General features: G+C 66.7%; 12 protein-coding genes. 5 read left to right on the top strand and 7 right to left on the bottom strand.

Annotation, left to right across the window (positions count from 1 at the left end):
• Positions 1–10: 10 nt before the first annotated feature.
• Positions 11–361 (bottom strand): hypothetical protein, encoded by a 351-nt coding sequence (locus QX128_RS06350; RefSeq protein ID WP_316236961.1) that lies wholly within the window; start codon positions 359–361, stop codon positions 11–13.
• Between the two features lie 332 nt (positions 362–693).
• On the opposite strand from QX128_RS06350, the gene QX128_RS06345 reads away from it, so the two are divergent.
• Positions 694–1,482, top strand: a complete 789-nt coding sequence (locus tag QX128_RS06345) for a L,D-transpeptidase (protein WP_316236960.1) — start codon at positions 694–696, stop codon at positions 1,480–1,482.
• Between the two features lie 60 nt (positions 1,483–1,542).
• On the opposite strand, the gene QX128_RS06340 is transcribed toward QX128_RS06345, so the two are convergent.
• The 4 genes from QX128_RS06340 to QX128_RS06325 all read right to left on the bottom strand — a co-directional run bounded on the left by QX128_RS06340 (position 1,543) and on the right by QX128_RS06325 (position 7,844).
• Complete coding sequence (locus tag QX128_RS06340) at positions 1,543–2,568, bottom strand: ABC transporter permease (RefSeq protein ID WP_316236959.1); 1,026 nt, start codon at positions 2,566–2,568, stop codon at positions 1,543–1,545.
• Between the two features lie 12 nt (positions 2,569–2,580).
• Positions 2,581–4,083: a sugar ABC transporter ATP-binding protein gene (locus QX128_RS06335; RefSeq protein ID WP_316236958.1), complete on the bottom strand. Its 1,503-nt coding sequence runs from the start codon at positions 4,081–4,083 to the stop codon at positions 2,581–2,583.
• Positions 4,084–4,096: 13 nt separating this feature from the next.
• Positions 4,097–5,050: a sugar-binding protein gene (locus QX128_RS06330; RefSeq protein ID WP_409997908.1), complete on the bottom strand. Its 954-nt coding sequence runs from the start codon at positions 5,048–5,050 to the stop codon at positions 4,097–4,099.
• A gap of 514 nt (positions 5,051–5,564) precedes the next feature.
• Positions 5,565–7,844 carry a fused MFS/spermidine synthase gene (locus QX128_RS06325; RefSeq protein WP_316236957.1) on the bottom strand — a complete coding sequence of 760 codons (2,280 nt, stop codon included), beginning with the start codon at positions 7,842–7,844 and terminating at the stop codon, positions 5,565–5,567.
• A gap of 200 nt (positions 7,845–8,044) precedes the next feature.
• Here QX128_RS06325 and QX128_RS06320 point away from each other — a divergent pair, with 200 nt between their 5' ends.
• Positions 8,045–9,646 carry an NAD(P)/FAD-dependent oxidoreductase gene (locus QX128_RS06320; protein ID WP_316181732.1) on the top strand — a complete coding sequence of 534 codons (1,602 nt, stop codon included), beginning with the start codon at positions 8,045–8,047 and terminating at the stop codon, positions 9,644–9,646.
• A gap of 181 nt (positions 9,647–9,827) precedes the next feature.
• Here the strand turns inward: QX128_RS06320 and QX128_RS06315 are convergent, their stop codons facing one another.
• Complete coding sequence (locus tag QX128_RS06315; RefSeq protein ID WP_315802129.1) at positions 9,828–9,992, bottom strand: Flp family type IVb pilin; 165 nt, start codon at positions 9,990–9,992, stop codon at positions 9,828–9,830.
• A 267-nt stretch (positions 9,993–10,259) separates the two neighbouring features.
• Between QX128_RS06315 and QX128_RS06310 the strand changes: the two genes are divergently transcribed.
• Positions 10,260–11,156: a 50S ribosomal protein L11 methyltransferase gene (locus QX128_RS06310; RefSeq protein ID WP_315802176.1), complete on the top strand. Its 897-nt coding sequence runs from the start codon at positions 10,260–10,262 to the stop codon at positions 11,154–11,156.
• A gap of 57 nt (positions 11,157–11,213) precedes the next feature.
• On the opposite strand, the gene QX128_RS06305 is transcribed toward QX128_RS06310, so the two are convergent.
• Positions 11,214–11,396, bottom strand: a complete 183-nt coding sequence (locus tag QX128_RS06305; protein WP_316236956.1) for a hypothetical protein — start codon at positions 11,394–11,396, stop codon at positions 11,214–11,216.
• 236 nt (positions 11,397–11,632) lie between these two features.
• On the opposite strand from QX128_RS06305, the gene QX128_RS06300 reads away from it, so the two are divergent.
• Together QX128_RS06300 and QX128_RS06295 are read left to right on the top strand one after the other, a co-directional pair.
• Positions 11,633–13,456 (top strand): aminopeptidase P family protein, encoded by a 1,824-nt coding sequence (locus QX128_RS06300; protein WP_316236955.1) that lies wholly within the window; start codon positions 11,633–11,635, stop codon positions 13,454–13,456.
• A gap of 120 nt (positions 13,457–13,576) precedes the next feature.
• On the top strand, positions 13,577–14,854 hold the full coding sequence (locus QX128_RS06295; protein ID WP_316236954.1) for a multidrug effflux MFS transporter: 1,278 nt from the start codon (positions 13,577–13,579) through the stop codon (positions 14,852–14,854).
• Positions 14,855–14,910: the final 56 nt, after the last annotated feature.

The following is a 14,910-nucleotide window of genomic DNA, read 5'->3' as shown; positions in this document are numbered from 1 at the left end:
TGGCGGCGGATCAGCGGTAGCAGTGGAAGCGGCCGTAGCCGTCGCGGTATCCCCGGCAGTGATAGTGCCGGTGGTAATAGGAGCGGTGCGGAACGCCGAGCACGCCTTCGACGGCGCCCACGGCTCCGCCGACACCGGCACCGACCGCACCGCCGACGACGCCGCCGACCGGACCGGCGATGCGGTTGCCTTCGTGCGCCCCCTCATGGGCGCCGCGGATGATGCCCTGGGCCTGGGCGATTTGCGGCAGCGCCAGCCAGGCCAGCGCCAGGATGACCAGCGCGAGCGCGGCGAGCAGATAGGTCAGGTTGTGCGGCGCGCGGTCGTCGAGCACCGCCGTCTTGGCCTTCATCGTCAGCATTTTGAATCCTGGGAATCCTATGGAGGAGTCCGTCAAACGCGGATGCGGCCAAAAAGTTGCGGGGCCGTGATGAATTGGACCGATGAGAGAGGTCCCAAATGAGAGAGGTCCCAAACGCCGGAATGAAAGACCGTCCGCGGTCGCGAAAATGTCAGCGCCGATGAACGCGGGGAGCCTTTGTCCTGCCGCTGCCCACCATTAAGGTTGAGGCTGCCCTCGGCTGGAACAAAGCCCGCGCTTCCGACATAGTGCAGGCCGAGGCGATGACCTGGGCGTTAAAGTCCCGTTTTGAGGTCTCTCCGCAGTCGAGGGCCCTGGAGGCCAGAGGTTAGATGCGTACCATCCTTTTTGCAGTTGCCGGCTTCGCCTTTCTGTCGGCCACGCCGGCTCTGGCCAAGATCGACATCACCGTCGACAAGAACAACCAGATCATGACGGTCGCCGTCGATGGCGTCGAGCGTTATCGATGGCCGGTCTCGACCGGCATTCCCTCACGGGAAACGCCGAATGGCTCGTTCCGCGCCTTCCGCATGGAGGCCGATCATTTTTCCAAGGAATTCGACGACGCACCGATGCCGCATTCGATCTTCTTCACGAAGGTCGGTCACGCGATTCATGGCACGGATTCGGAAAGCCGGCTCGGGACCCCGGCGTCCCATGGCTGCGTCCGGCTGTCCAAGGCCAACGCGACGACGCTGTACGACCTGGTCCAGAAGGACGGCGTGCTGAACACCACGGTGACGCTGACCGGATCGGCCGAGGTGGCGCTGGCGCGCCATCCACGCCGCGGCACCGCTGTTGCCCGGCGCGAGGCGCCGCAGCAGTCTGATGACAGTGGCGAACCGGTGATGCTGACGCCGCAGCCGCAACTGCTTCCGGCACGCCCGGTCGCGCCGCAGCAGCGGGCCGATGACGGCTACATCTATCCGGCCGACGGCAGCGACAACGGCGTGCGCTATCCGGCGCCGCGCGGCACGGAGCGCCGCGTCTACGACGCCCAGGCCTATCCGCAGCAGCAGCAATATTACTACGACAGCGGCAATCCGAGCTACGCGCAGCCGCGCTATTACCAGCCGCGGCCCTACTACCAGTCGCGCGGCTACTACACCTATCAGGACTGATCGCGAATTGATCCCAACGGCCGGGCCCCGCCGCGCGGCGCCCGGTCTGTCCGGATCTTCTCACTCCGCATTGACCCGCCCGAGCGAGGCGGACGCGGGGCCGGCGCTGGCCTGCCCGCGGGCCGCGGGCATGCGCTTGCGCCGCTGCACGAAATACTGATCGGCCAGCACGCCGATCAGGATCACCGTGCCCATCACCGCGAAATTGAGCGAGCTCGGGATGCCCAGCAGGTTGACCAGGTTCTGCAACACTTGCAGCAGGATCGTGCCGAGCACGACGCCGATGATCGAGCCCTCGCCGCCGCGCAGCGAGCAGCCGCCGAGCACGGCTGCGGCGATCGCATAGAGCTCGTAGAACGAGCCGTGCACCGCCGGCGAGATCGAACGGGTGTACATCGCCAGCAGGACCGCGGCGAGCGCCGTCAGGGCGCCGCAGATCACATAGGCCGCGATCGTCACCCGATCGGACCGGATGCCGGAGTAGCGCGCCGCCTCCTCGTTCTTGCCGACGGCGTAGAAATAGCGGCCGTAAACTGAGCGATGCAGCACCAGCCAGGCGATGCCGGCGACGATCGCGAGCGCCACCACGCTGTGCGGCAGCGGAAAGCCGAGGACATCGGTGCGGCCGGCGGCCAGCCATTCCAGCTTCGGGAAGCTCGCGCCATAGCCGAAGCCGGCGGTGGCATCCTCGGTGTAGTAGCGCGCGGCGCCGCGATAGATCAGAAGGCCACACAGGGTCACTACGAAGGGCTGGATACGCATCTTGGTGACCAGCGTGCCATGGACCAAGCCGATGGCGATGCCGCCAGCGAGGATGAGAAACAAGGCGGCGACCCAGTCGACGTCCCGGTTGACGATGAGGTCGATGAACAGCACGCCGAGCAGCGCGATCACCGAGCCCACCGCAAGCTCGATGCCGCCGACGATGATGACGAAGGCCTCGGCGATCGAGAAGATGCCGAACATGCCGACCTGGTTGGCGGTGTTGGAGAGGTTGCCGACCAGCAGGAAGCGTGGGTTGATGAAGGCCACGACGGCGCCGACCACCAGGATCAGGATCAGCAGGCTGAGATCTTTCTTCTGCACGATCGCCCTCGCTCAGACGGTATGGCCGACGGCGAGCTGAAGCACGTTGTGCTCGCTGAACTCGTCTCTCGCCAGGAAACCTGAAATCATGCCTTCATGCATCACCGCGATCCGGTCGCTCACCCCGATCACCTCCTCCATGTCGCTCGAGATCATCAGGATCGCGACGCCGGAATCCGCCAGCCGCCGCAGCATGTCGTAGATCTCCTGCTTGGCGCCGACGTCGATGCCCCGGGTCGGCTCATCGAAGATCAGGACCTTCGGCCGCATCGACAGCCATTTGGCGAGCACGACCTTCTGCTGGTTGCCGCCGGACAAGGTGCTGACCGACACCTTGACGTCGGAGGCCCGGATCTTGAGCCGTTCGCGCTGCCGATCGGCATTCTCGGCCTCGCGCCCCCGGTCGACAAGCCCGAAGCTCAGATAGGAGGCGAGATCCGGCAGCGAGACGTTCTCGGCGATCGACAGGTCGAGCAGGAGGCCGCAGGCCTTGCGATCTTCCGGAATGAGATAGATGCCGCGATCGATCGCCGCGCGCGGCGTCGAGATGCGGATCGGCTCGCCCTCGAGGCTGAGGCTCCCGGCCAGCAGCGGCTCGACACCGAAGATGGCGCGCGCGAGCTCGGTCCGGCCGGAGCCGACGAGACCTGCAAGTCCGAGAATCTCGCCGCGCCGGAGCTGCAGGCTGACGGTCTGGTTGGGATAGGTCGCGGTCACGGCCTCCAAGACGTCGAGCACCGCGTCGCCCGGCGGCGCGGCGGGCGGCACGTAGAGCGACCGCAGGTCCCGGCCGATCATCAGCCGGATCATCGCGGCAGGATTGAGCTGGTCTCGGGTCAGTGCGCCGACCATGCGGCCGTCGCGCAGCACGATCGCGCGATCGGCGCATTGCATGACTTCGTTCAGGCGATGCGTGATGAAGATGACGCTGACCCCGTCGGCCTTCAGGCCGGCGATAACCTGCATCAGCCGCTCGGTTTCCGACAGCGTCAGGCTGGAGGTCGGCTCGTCCATGATGACGCAGCGCGCATCGAGCGACAACGCCTTCATGATCTCGACCAGCTGACGCTGCGCCAGCGACAGCTCGGCGAGCGGCGTCTCCGGCTCGAAATCGGCCCCGAGGCGCGCGATCAGCGGGCGCACCCTCGCCCGCAGCGTCGCCCGGTCGATCAGCCGCAGCGGCCCGCCATAGACCGGCTCGCGGCCGATGAAGACGTTCCCGGCGACGTCGAGATTGTCGAACAGGTTCAGCTCCTGGTGGACGAAGGCGATGCCGGCCGCGATCGCGTCCGCCACCGTGTAGCTGGCCCGCGCCACGCCATCGATCCGGATCGTGCCGCTGCTCGGCTCCACCACGCCGCCGAGCACGCGCATCAAGGTCGACTTGCCGGCGCCATTCTCGCCGACCAGGGCGATCACCTCGCCGGGCGCAACCGACAGGCTGGCGTGGTCGAGCGCGACCACGCCAGGATAGGTCTTGCCGATGTCGATCAGCTCGAGGAAGGGCTCGCGCACGTCGGCCGTCGCGTCACTTCTTCAGCATCTGCTTCATCTGCGCCATGAAGTCGTCGACGTTCGACTTCTCGATCACCTTGCCGGGCACGATGATGATGCCGTTGGCCGGCACACCCGACTTGTCGCCCTCAACGACCTTCGCCATCAGCTTCATGCCCTGATAGCCCCATTCGAACGGCTGCTGCACCACCGTGCCCTCGATCGCGCCGTCCTTCACGCCGCCGAGCGTGATCGGATCCTCGTCGAAGCCGATGATCTTGATCTTGCCGAGCTTGCCGGCTTCCTTCAGCACCTCGTAGATGCGCGGTGTGTTGTAGGAGTAGAAGCCGACCAGGCAGCTCACATCGGGCATCGCCGCCAGGATGTCCTCGACATTGCGCTTGGCCCGGGTCTGGTCGATCTCGTCGCCGCGCACGTCGACCAGCTCGACCTTCGAGCCCTTGATGGTCTCCTTCACGCCCTCGATGCGCTCGCGGGCGTTGTCGGCGCCGAGCAGGCCGACGAAGCCGACGCACTTGCCCCCGTTCGGCAGCGCCTTCAGCATCAGCTTGCCGGCGTCCTTGCCGAGCTCGGTATTGGAGGAGCCGATATAGGCGATGCGCTTCGATTGCGGCGCGTCGCTGTCGGTGGTGAAGAGCACCGTCTGTGCCGCGATCTTGTCGAGGTGCTCGGTCTGGTTCTTCGGATCGACGGCGCTCACCATGATTCCGGCGGCGCCGGCCGCGACGAGGTCATCCAGCATCCGCTGCTGCACGGCGGCGGCCGCCTGCTCGGGATATTTGAGCTGCAGGTTGTAGTTGGGCAGCTCGCCCTGCGCCTTCTTCACGCCGGCCTCGGCGATCTTCCAGAAGTCGGACGCGCCGTTGACGACGAAGGCGAGGACCTTCTTGTCGGCCGCTCCCGCCGAGCCCACACCGAGCGCCATCGCCAACAGAGCAGACGCGCCGACCATCCAAAGACGCTTCATCAAACCCCTCCCATGTCAGCCGGCCTGCTTGATGCGGCCGGCGTTTTGTACTCATTGAAGACACGTTCCGCGCCCGGGACGAGGCCTGCACCCGCACGGCACTGCAGGTCTCGACGTGAACTCGACAAAACCCGAGGCGCACGGGCGTCGCCAAAATCGACGTCACCCCTCGAGTCGTGAAGATGTCGTGTGAGACTTACCGCGCCGCGTACCGAGCCGCCGCTTTCCTCCCGAGAGCCTCATCGTCGTGGAACCTTTATGAGGCACGCACCTCAAGGTAGCATGATCGTGACAGCTCCGCAACAAAGCCGCTGAAGAAAGCAGATCGTGCTATGTTCTGCGATGCAATATCGCTCCATCGCGATGAACCAAGCGGCGAACATTTGACGCGACGCAACCGGCGCCGATTCGGAATCGAGGAGCGCACCTCTTTCCGAACGCGCATGCCGCATGGCGCGCGCCACCCGAATCCTGACGGCCGGCCAACCGGCGGGAACGCGGCGTGCGCCCTCGCCTACTCGCCGTCGCGAAGCCGCCGATACACCGCGCCGAGAATATTCGAATAGTCGTCGGTCCAGACCCGCTCGCCGTCGGTCGGCTCGGTCTCGGTCCACTTGTCCGAGGAGGCGAGCTTGCCGACATCGGCATCGTCGCGCGCGCTGACGACGACGTCGGTCGGGAAGATGTACTCGTCGTCGCGGCCGGAGTCCTCATTGTAGACCCAGCTCTTCAGGTCGTTGGCGTCGGCGATGCCGACCACGACGCTCTCCAGCTCCAGATGGCGATTGGAGACGTGCATCACGACAGCGCCCTGCGGCGCCAGCTTCGCCTTGTAGATCGCCATCGCCTCCTCCGTCGCGAGGTGGATCGGAATCGCATCAGACGAATAGGCGTCGACAATGATCAGATCGTAGACGCCGTCCGGCTCCTTGGCGAAGGTCAGCCGGGCATCGCCGATGACCGGCTTGAAGTCCGGCGCGCAGCTCCTGATGTAGCTGAAATATTTCGGATCGCTGGCGGTGTCGACCATGGTCTGGTCGATCTCGAAGTAATTCCAGCTCTCGCCGGGCTGGGCCGCGCAGGTCAGCGTGCCCGCGCCGACGCCGATCACGGCGACCTTGAGCGGCGCGCCCTTGCGCTCCCGGATCGCGGTGATGGCGCGGCCGATGCCGCCGTCCTTGTGATAGTAGGTGATCGGCTCGGGACGCCCCGTCACCTTGGAGCCGTCGGCGTTGAGATATTTCTGCGCGCCGTGGATGGTCGTGCCGTGCATCAGCACGTGGTAGTGCCCGTCCGATGTCACCACGATCTTGTGCACGCCGAAGAAGCTGCGCACCGTTTCGACGCGGCCGTCATCGGCCGGATAGGCGCGGATCAGGACGAGCGCGAGTGCGGCCGTCGCGAACACCTTCCAGCGGCCGCCGTTCAGCAGCAGAGCGAGCAGCGCGGCGAGCACGCCCACGGCGCCCGCGACATAGACGCGGTGGTCCTCGAGATAGGTCGTGACCTTGCCGGTCATGCCTGAAGGCACCAGCAGCGCGACCGCAATGACCGCGAGCAGGAGCCAGTACCAGTGCGTGAGCCCGGGCAGGCGCTCATTGGCAGCCGGGCGGCACAACGCCGCCAGCGCCAGCAGGATCGGATACTCGGCGACCCAGGAGAAAGTGAACGGCGCGATCAGCCCGGCGAACAGGCCACCGACCATGCCGCCGAACGACAGCGCGACATAGAACCCGGTGAGATACTTGGCCGGCGGGCGCGTGCGCGCGAGCTCGCCATGGCAGGCCATGGCGATGATGAAGAAGCAGAGCTGATGACCGCCGAGCGTGAGCGCGAGATTCTGTTCGCCGCCGAAGGCGAGCAGCACGATCACGCCGGCGATCGCCAGCGGCTGCAGCGCCAGCATCCATTTGTGCGGCAGCAGCGGCCGCGACTGGAACACCAGCACCCAGGTGAGCAGATAGAGCGACAGCGGCAGCACCCACAGCAAGGGCGCGGCCGCGACGTCGGTGGAGATGTGCGCGGTCACCGCGATCAGCAGGCCCGAGGGCACCGCGGCCAGGAATATCCAGCGCAGGCGCAGCAGCCAGCGTGGCGCCGGGGCATGGCTGTCCTCGGTGTGCAGCAGGCTCGCGACGATCACCGGCGACCGCAGCAGCAGGACGCCGCAGCCGGCGATCAGCGCGATCAGGAGGCCATAGCCGCCGGTCCAGATCAGGTTCTGCATGCGCAGGCTGAAGATCGGCTCGATCAGCAGCGGATAGGACAGCAGCGCCAGAAAGCTGCCGATGTTCGACGACGCATAGAGGAAGTACGGGTCGGGCGCGGCTGGATGGCCCGTGCGTACGAACCACGCCTGCAGCAGCGGATTGTTGGCGGCGAGCGCGAAGAACGGCAGGCCGATCGACACGGTGAACAGGCCGAGCAGCCACAGCCCGTAGCCCGAGGTCGGCGGGTCGCCCCAACTGCTCGCGATCGACAACGGCAGCGTCAGCAGAGCGAAACCGAGCAGCAGCAGATGGATCGCGATCGGCAGCACCCGGCTGGGCAACTGGGTGAGAAAATGCGCATAGGCGTAGCCCGCCAGCAGCAGGGACTGGAAGAACACCATCGCCACCGACCACACCGCCGGCGAGCCGCCGAGCCGCGGCAGCACCATCTTGGTGAACAGCGGCTGCACCGAGAACAGCAGCAGCGCGCTGACGAAAATGGCGGCGGTATAGACGACGAGCACCAGCCGGTTGCGTGCGGCGGAGGGCTGAGCGACGGCGGCGGGCGAGGCGATTGAGGTCATGACAACTCCGGCAGCAGCGCGGCCGGCATCAGATGCCGAGGCCGGACCGCGATGAGCAGACGAGACATAGCGGATCGCAGGGCGGTATGGCGAGCAGCTGAGGCAAAATGGAGTTTTCCTTGACGTCGCAGCCTTCCGGCGCGACAGCACCAGCCGAGGTTCCCGGTGCGGGTGATTAAACAGGGCTTTTTGAAGCTGACATGAATGAAACCGACGTCATCATCATCGGCGCTGGCCATAACGGCCTGACCTGTGCGGCCTATCTCGCCATGGCGGGCCTGCGCGTGCATGTGGTCGAGCGCCGCAAGGTTGTCGGCGGCGCCGCGGTGACGGAGGAGTTTCATCCGGGCTTCCGCAACTCCGTCGCATCCTACACGGTGAGCCTGCTCAATCCGCGCGTCGTCTCCGACCTGAAGCTGCATGAGCACGGGCTTGAGATCGTCGAGCGCCGGGCGCAGAACTTCCTGCCCTCGCCGGACGGTCGCTATCTGCTGACGGGCGAGGGTCGCACGCTGGCGTCGGTTGCGCGGCTGAGCCCGCGGGACGCCGACGCGATCGGCCCGTTCTCGGCCCGGCTCGAGGCGATCGCGGACGTGCTGCGCAGCCTCGTGCTGCGGGCGCCGCCAAACCTGGTCGCCCAGTTCGGGCTATCGGCGATCCGCGAGGCGTTCAACGCGCTCGGCACCGCCAACACGTTGCGCGCGCTGTCGCTGGAGCAGCAGCGCGACCTGCTCGACCTGTTCACGCGCTCGGCCGGCGAGATGCTCGACGAGATCTTCGAGACCGACTTGGTGAAGGCGCTGTTCGGCTTCGATGCCATCGTCGGCAACTATGCCAGTCCCTACGCCGCCGGCTCGGCCTATGTGATGCTGCATCACGCCTTCGGCGAGGTGAACGGCAAGAAGGGCGTCTGGGGCCATGCGATCGGCGGGATGGGGGCGATCACGCAGGCGATGGCCGGGTGCCTGAAGGAACTGGGCACGCTGGTCGAGCTCGAGGCCGGCGTGCGCGAGGTGATCGTCGAGCGTGACCGCGCCGTCGGCGTCGTGCTCGAGGATGGCCGCACCATCCGCGCCCGCCACGTCGTCGCCAACGTGAACCCGAAGCTGCTCTACACGCGCCTGGTGCCGGCCGGCGCCGTGCCCGAGCCGTTCCTGAACCGCATCCGGAACTGGCGCTGCGGTTCGGGCACGTTCCGCATGAACGTGGCGCTCGACCGGCTGCCCTCGTTCAGCGCGCTGCCGGGCGACGGCGACCATCTCTCCGCCGGAATCATCCTCGGCCCGAGCCTCGGCTACATGGACCAGGCCTATCTCGATGCGCGCGCGCATGGCTGGAGCCGCGATCCCGTGGTCGAGCTGCTGATCCCGTCCACACTCGACCCGACGCTGGCGCCGGCAGGCCGGCACGTCGCCAGCCTGTTTTGCCAGCATGTCGCGCCCGAGCTGCCGGACGGCCGCTCCTGGGACAATCACCGCGACGAGGTTGCCGACCTCATGATCGCGACCGTGGACCGCTATGCGCCGGGCTTTGCCGCCAGCGTGCTCGGCCGGCAGGTGCTGTCACCGCTCGATCTCGAACGCCAGTTCGGACTGATCGGGGGCGACATCTTCCACGGCGCGCTGACCTTGAACCAGTTGTTCTCGGCCCGCCCCATGCTCGGCCACGCCGACTATCGCTCGCCGCTGAAGGGGCTCTACCATTGCGGCTCGGGCAGCCACCCCGGCGGCGGCGTCACCGGTGCCCCCGGCCACAATGCGGCCCAGGCGATCCTGGCGGACCATCGCGCTCTGTTCGGCTGAGAATAAGGGGTGGAAAGGCGGCGGACGTCCGTGTGGACAAGCTGAGGACGCACTGTGGATCGACTGCCAAACAATCAGTGCACGGCCGTGTGGATATGCTGTGGACCCGGCGGTTGATATGGCCTCAAGCAGAAAAACCGGGCGCAGGGCCCGGTTCTTCGAGAACGCCGCGTCGGGCGGATTACTTCAGGGACGTGTTGATCGAGTCGAACTTGCTGCTGAGCGAGCTGCCCAGGCCGTTGACGGCGGCGATGATCGCCAGCGAGATGCCGGCTGCGATCAGGCCGTATTCGATGGCGGTGGCGCCGGATTCATCACGCAAGAACTTCGACAGAATGGACTTCATCTGAACCTCGTTTCCCAACCCAGGAACCGAGGATCATCCGGTTCCCATGGCGGGAACATTAGGGGCCGAGACCCTAAAGTCGGGATAATCCCCCCAGGTCAAGTTGCAGAGATTCTTCGCTGCAATTGAACCTCAACTTTTATTCGGATCAGGAAAGGCATTATACAACCGCTGGATGCGCAGATCCGGCAGAATTGCGGTCCTATCGCTTGCGTTGGCAGGCAATTCCCTTAACCACGCCGTCAAATCTCGCCAGGATCCACCTTGATGACCTCAACGACCACGCCCGCCACCCACAAGGCCAGCTTCACGGTTGCCGATGAAGCGACCGCCCGCCCGGCGGTCGACGTCCTGACCGAGGTGTTCTTCGAGGGGGACGCGGCGGTTGCGGCGTTCGAGCGTCCGGACGGACGCTGGGACGTCACGGTGCATTTTGCCGATCCGCCCGACCAAGCGCTGGTGCGCGAGCTCGTCGGCGGGGCGGCGGGCGCCGACGTGGCCCGGACCCTGACGTTCGAGGTCGTCGAGGCCAAGGACTGGGTCAAGGCCAGCCTGGACGACCTCGTTCCGGTCCCGGCCGGTCGTTTCATGGTCCACGGCAGCCACGACCGTGCCCGCGTGCCCGGCAACAAGCTCGGAATCGAGATCGAGGCGGCGCTCGCCTTCGGCACCGGCCATCACGGCACCACCCGGGGCTGCCTGCTGCTGCTCGATCACGTGCTCAAGACGCGCGCGCCGCGGCGCGTGCTGGATCTCGGCACTGGAACCGGCGTGCTCGCGATTGCCGCCGCCAAGGCAACGCGCCGGTCCGTGCTGGCGAGCGACATTGATGCGCCCTCGGTCATGGTGGCGCGGGAAAACGCCCGGCTCAACGGCGCCGGCCCCCTGGTCCAGGTGATCCGGGCCACCGGCTTCGCCGCCGCGGAATTTGCCGAAGCCGGCCCGTTCGACTTGGTGCTGGCGAATATCCTGGCCAACCCACTGCGCCAGCTGGCTGCGCCGATGCAGCGCCACCTCGCGCCGGGGGCCTTCGTGATCCTGTCGGGCCTGTTGACCCCGCAGGCACGCGCCGTCCGCGCCGCCTATCGTGCCCGTGGCCTGGTTCCGATCCGGCATTTGAGAATCGAGGGATGGAGCAGCCTGTTGCTGCAGAAGCAGCAGTGAGGCGGATCAGCTCACGGCATGGATCGAACCTGCGCGCTGGGTGCGGCAAGTTCGCGATTACGTCTTCGGCTGGCTCTGCTGCGAGGTGGAGTCGGACTGATTACGCGGGGCACGTCGACCGCGCGGCGCGACGAGACGATTGACGAGATCCGCCAGCGCGCTGCGCGGCTTCTCGGCCGGTGCGGACGCCGGTCCGCTCGGCGCGGGCGCCGATAATTTTTCGAAGGTAAAAGCAGGCATCGTGCATCCCCTCGCCGTTGAGTTGAGGCACTCCCCGGATCATGCGACCGTGGATGATCTTTACGATCGTGGTCGTCACGTCCATACGTTTCCTCGCCGCACCTCTTTCGGATGACTGGCATGCGACAGCAAATCTTTTTGCACAGGCGAATGCAAGGAGATTCTTCGTGCACTGCACTGTCTGCTGAAGGAGTATTCGCCGACGCGGCAGGATTCACTTCTAAAGTATGAGACCGATGTTCGAAGCTCTGTTCCAGACGTTCGAAGAACCCGAAACCGGCGTGGCACTGACCGCGCGGCTCGCCGCGCTCCGCGAAGAGCTGGCCAGACGCAAGCTCGCCGGCTTCATCGTGCCGCGCGCCGACCAGCAGCAGAACGAATATGTGCCACCCTCGGAGGAGAGGCTGGCGTGGCTGACCGGCTTCACCGGCTCGGCCGGCCTTGCGATCGTGCTGTCGCAGGCGGCCGCGATCTTCGTCGACGGCCGCTACACGCTGCAGGCCAGCAAGCAGGTCGACGGCAAGGCCTGGATGGTGGAATCACTGATCGAGCCGCCGCCGGAGAGCTGGCTGACGCGCCATTTGCAGAGCGGCGACCGCGTCGGCTTCGATCCGTGGCTGCATACGACGGCCGCGGCCGAACGACTGGCCACCGCCTGCGCCAAGGCGGGCGCGGAGCTGGTTCCGGTCGAGCGCAACCCGGTCGACAGCATCTGGACCGAACGGCCGCTGCCGCCGCTCGGCGCCGTCGCCATCCACGGCGCGGAATTGTCCGGCGAGAGCGAGGCCGACAAGCTCGGCCGGATCCGCCAGGAGATCGAGCGCCTCGGCGTCGAGGCGCTCGTCCTGTCCGATTCCCACAACGTCGCCTGGACCTTCAACATCCGCGGCGCCGACGTCTCGCACACGCCGCTGCCGCTGTCCTATGCGTTGGTGCCGAAGACCGGACGCCCGACGATCTTCATCGATTCCCGCAAGCTCTCGAACCTGACGCGCGATCATCTCGAGCAGAGCGCCGAGGTGGCGGAGCCGGACACGCTGACACCACGCCTGTCCGAGCTCGCGCAATCCGGCGCGGCCGTCGCGCTCGACAGCGCCACGGCCGCCGATGCCCTGACGCGCCTGATTCAGGGCGCCGGCGGCAAGGCGGTGCGCGGCGCCGATCCGGTCAGCCTGCTCAAGGCCGCCAAGAATGCGGTCGAGATCGACGGCACGCGGCGCGCCCATCAGCGCGATGCGGTCGCGCTGGCCCGCTTTCTCGCCTTCATCGATCGCGAGGCGCCGAAGGGCTCGTTGACCGAGATCGATGCGGTCGAGGCGCTGGAGAGCTTTCGCCGCGACACCGGCGCGCTCAAGGATGTGTCGTTCCCGACCATCTCGGGCACCGGTCCCAACGGCGCCATCGTGCACTATCGCGTCACCCGCAAGAGCAACCGCCGCATCATGCCGGGCGATCTGCTGCTGATCGATTCCGGCGCGCAATATCAGGACGGCACCACCGACGTCACCCGCACGATCGCCGTGGGCGCGCCGACCGAGGAGATGCGCGATCGCTTCACCCGCGTGCTGCGCGGCCACCTTGCGATCGCGCGCGCGATCTTCCCCGACGGCACCACCGGCGCCCAGCTCGACACCCTGGCGCGGCAGTTCCTGTGGCAGGCCGGCATCGATTTCGAGCACGGCACCGGCCACGGCGTCGGCAGCTATCTGTCGGTGCACGAGGGACCCGCGCGGATTTCGAAGCTCGGCACCACGCCGCTGAAGCGCGGCATGATCCTGTCCAACGAGCCCGGCTACTACAAGACCGACGCGTTCGGCATCCGCATCGAGAACCTCGAGCTGGTGGTGGCGAAGGACGTCGCGGGCGCGGAGAAGCCGATGAACGGCTTCGAGGCGCTGACCCTGGCGCCGATCGACCGGCGCCTGATCGAGGTCGCGATGCTGAGCGCCGAGGAACGCGCGTGGCTCGACGCCTATCATGCCCGGGTCAGGGACGCCGTCCGAGCGGCGCTCGACGACGGCGACCAGCGCTGGCTCGATCAGGCGACAGCGCCACTGTAGTCAGCCGTACGGTCCGGCTGCGCGCCGTCCCGCTGCCTGCATGGGCGCATGCCGAAACAGGCATTTCCGCGAAATGGAAGGCCGCTACAGTCGGGGCGTTCACCTGATTTGAGCGGCACCATGCATGGAATGATCAGCAGACCGCCTGGAGCGGCGCCACCGCGCGCCGTTCCGTCGCGCACGATGCTGGTCCTGTTGGTCGTGATGACCGGGCTGGCGCCGATCTCGCTGTACCTGCTGGTACCGGCGCTGCCGATGCTCGCGACCACCTTTGGCCGCGACGCCTCCGTCGTGCAGATGACGGTGTCGTTCTACATGGCCGGCATTGCGATCTCGCAACTGCTGCTCGGGCCGCTGTCGGACCGCTTCGGCCGCCGCCCCGTGATGCTCGCCGGGCTCGCGCTGTCGATCGTCGCGAGCGTCGGCTGCATCTTCGCCGACACCCTGGCCCAGCTGATCGCGGCGCGCTTCTTCCAGGCGCTCGGCGGCGCCAGCGGCATGGTGATCAGCCGCGCCATCATCCGCGATCTCTATCCGCGCGAGCGCATCGGGGCGATGATCAGCCTCGTCGTCGCCGTCATGATGATCGCGCAGATGCTGTCGCCGCTGACCGGCGGCCTGATCGAGATCGCGCTCGGCTGGCATGCCATCTTCTATGTCGTCGCCGCGCTGTCGATCGTGATTGCGATCGCCGTGACCATGGCGCTGCCGGAGACCCGCCCTGCCCGCATCGAGGGCGCGAGCTTCCGCCGCGACGTCGCGATGCTGGTGAAGAGCCGCGCCTTCCTCGGCTACACACTGTGCCAGGTGCTGGCGTCGCAGATCATCTTCGCCTTCGCCGGCGGCGGGCCGTATATCGTCGAGGTGCAGATGGGCCGCTCCTCGGCGGAGTATGGCGCGTGGTTTGCGACCACCGGCTTCGCCTATTTCGTCGGCAACCTGTTCTGCGTGCGCTACGCGCCGCGCCATTCGCTCGATCGGCTGATCTGGTTCGGCCTGGGGCTGCAGCTCACCAGCGCCGCGCTGAACTTCACATGGAGCCTGTTCGGCTTCAATCAGGTGCCCTCGGTGCTGTTCGGCACGCAGATGCTCTTGATGTTCGCCAATGCCGCCGTGATGGCGAACTCCGCAGCCGGCGCGATCAGCGTCCGGCCGGGCGCGGCGGGCACAGCTTCCGGCGCGATGGGGTTCCTGCAGATGGGCGTGGGCGCGCTGACGTCGCAGCTCGGCGCCTATCTGGGTGGCCACTACGCGACCACACTGCCGCTGACGTCGGCGATGCTCGTGCTGTCGCTGGCCTGCGCCTGCAGCATGATCTTTCTGGTTCCGCGCACGCAGATGAAGGTGACGAAGGAGCTGATCGAGACGGCGGAAGAGGATGAGGCCGGGGTGATGTGAGGGATTGTACGCGCTCGCGTGCCTCTCGGTGTCATACCCGCGAAGGCGGGTATCCA

This window comes from Bradyrhizobium sp. SZCCHNR1015, from assembly GCF_032489875.1.
Taxonomy (GTDB): Bacteria; Pseudomonadota; Alphaproteobacteria; order Rhizobiales; family Xanthobacteraceae; genus Bradyrhizobium.
The sequence above is the reverse complement of the archived record's forward strand: the minus strand, read 5'-3'. Positions and strand labels throughout refer to the sequence as shown.

Bases quoted from the DNA above. Each gene is read 5' to 3' on its own strand.
- QX128_RS06305 (WP_316236956.1), bottom strand. From the start codon at position 11,396: ATGCCTGCTTTTACCTTCGAAAAATTATCGGCGCCCGCGCCGAGCGGA.
- QX128_RS06325 (WP_316236957.1), bottom strand. From the start codon at position 7,844: ATGACCTCAATCGCCTCGCCCGCCGCCGTCGCTCAGCCCTCCGCCGCA.
- QX128_RS06315 (WP_315802129.1), bottom strand. From the start codon at position 9,992: ATGAAGTCCATTCTGTCGAAGTTCTTGCGTGATGAATCCGGCGCCACC.
- QX128_RS06320 (WP_316181732.1), top strand. From the start codon at position 8,045: ATGAATGAAACCGACGTCATCATCATCGGCGCTGGCCATAACGGCCTG.
- QX128_RS06345 (WP_316236960.1), top strand. From the start codon at position 694: ATGCGTACCATCCTTTTTGCAGTTGCCGGCTTCGCCTTTCTGTCGGCC.
- QX128_RS06350 (WP_316236961.1), bottom strand. From the start codon at position 361: ATGCTGACGATGAAGGCCAAGACGGCGGTGCTCGACGACCGCGCGCCG.
- QX128_RS06330 (WP_409997908.1), bottom strand. From the start codon at position 5,050: ATGAAGCGTCTTTGGATGGTCGGCGCGTCTGCTCTGTTGGCGATGGCG.
- QX128_RS06310 (WP_315802176.1), top strand. From the start codon at position 10,260: ATGACCTCAACGACCACGCCCGCCACCCACAAGGCCAGCTTCACGGTT.
- QX128_RS06295 (WP_316236954.1), top strand. From the start codon at position 13,577: ATGCATGGAATGATCAGCAGACCGCCTGGAGCGGCGCCACCGCGCGCC.
- QX128_RS06300 (WP_316236955.1), top strand. From the start codon at position 11,633: ATGTTCGAAGCTCTGTTCCAGACGTTCGAAGAACCCGAAACCGGCGTG.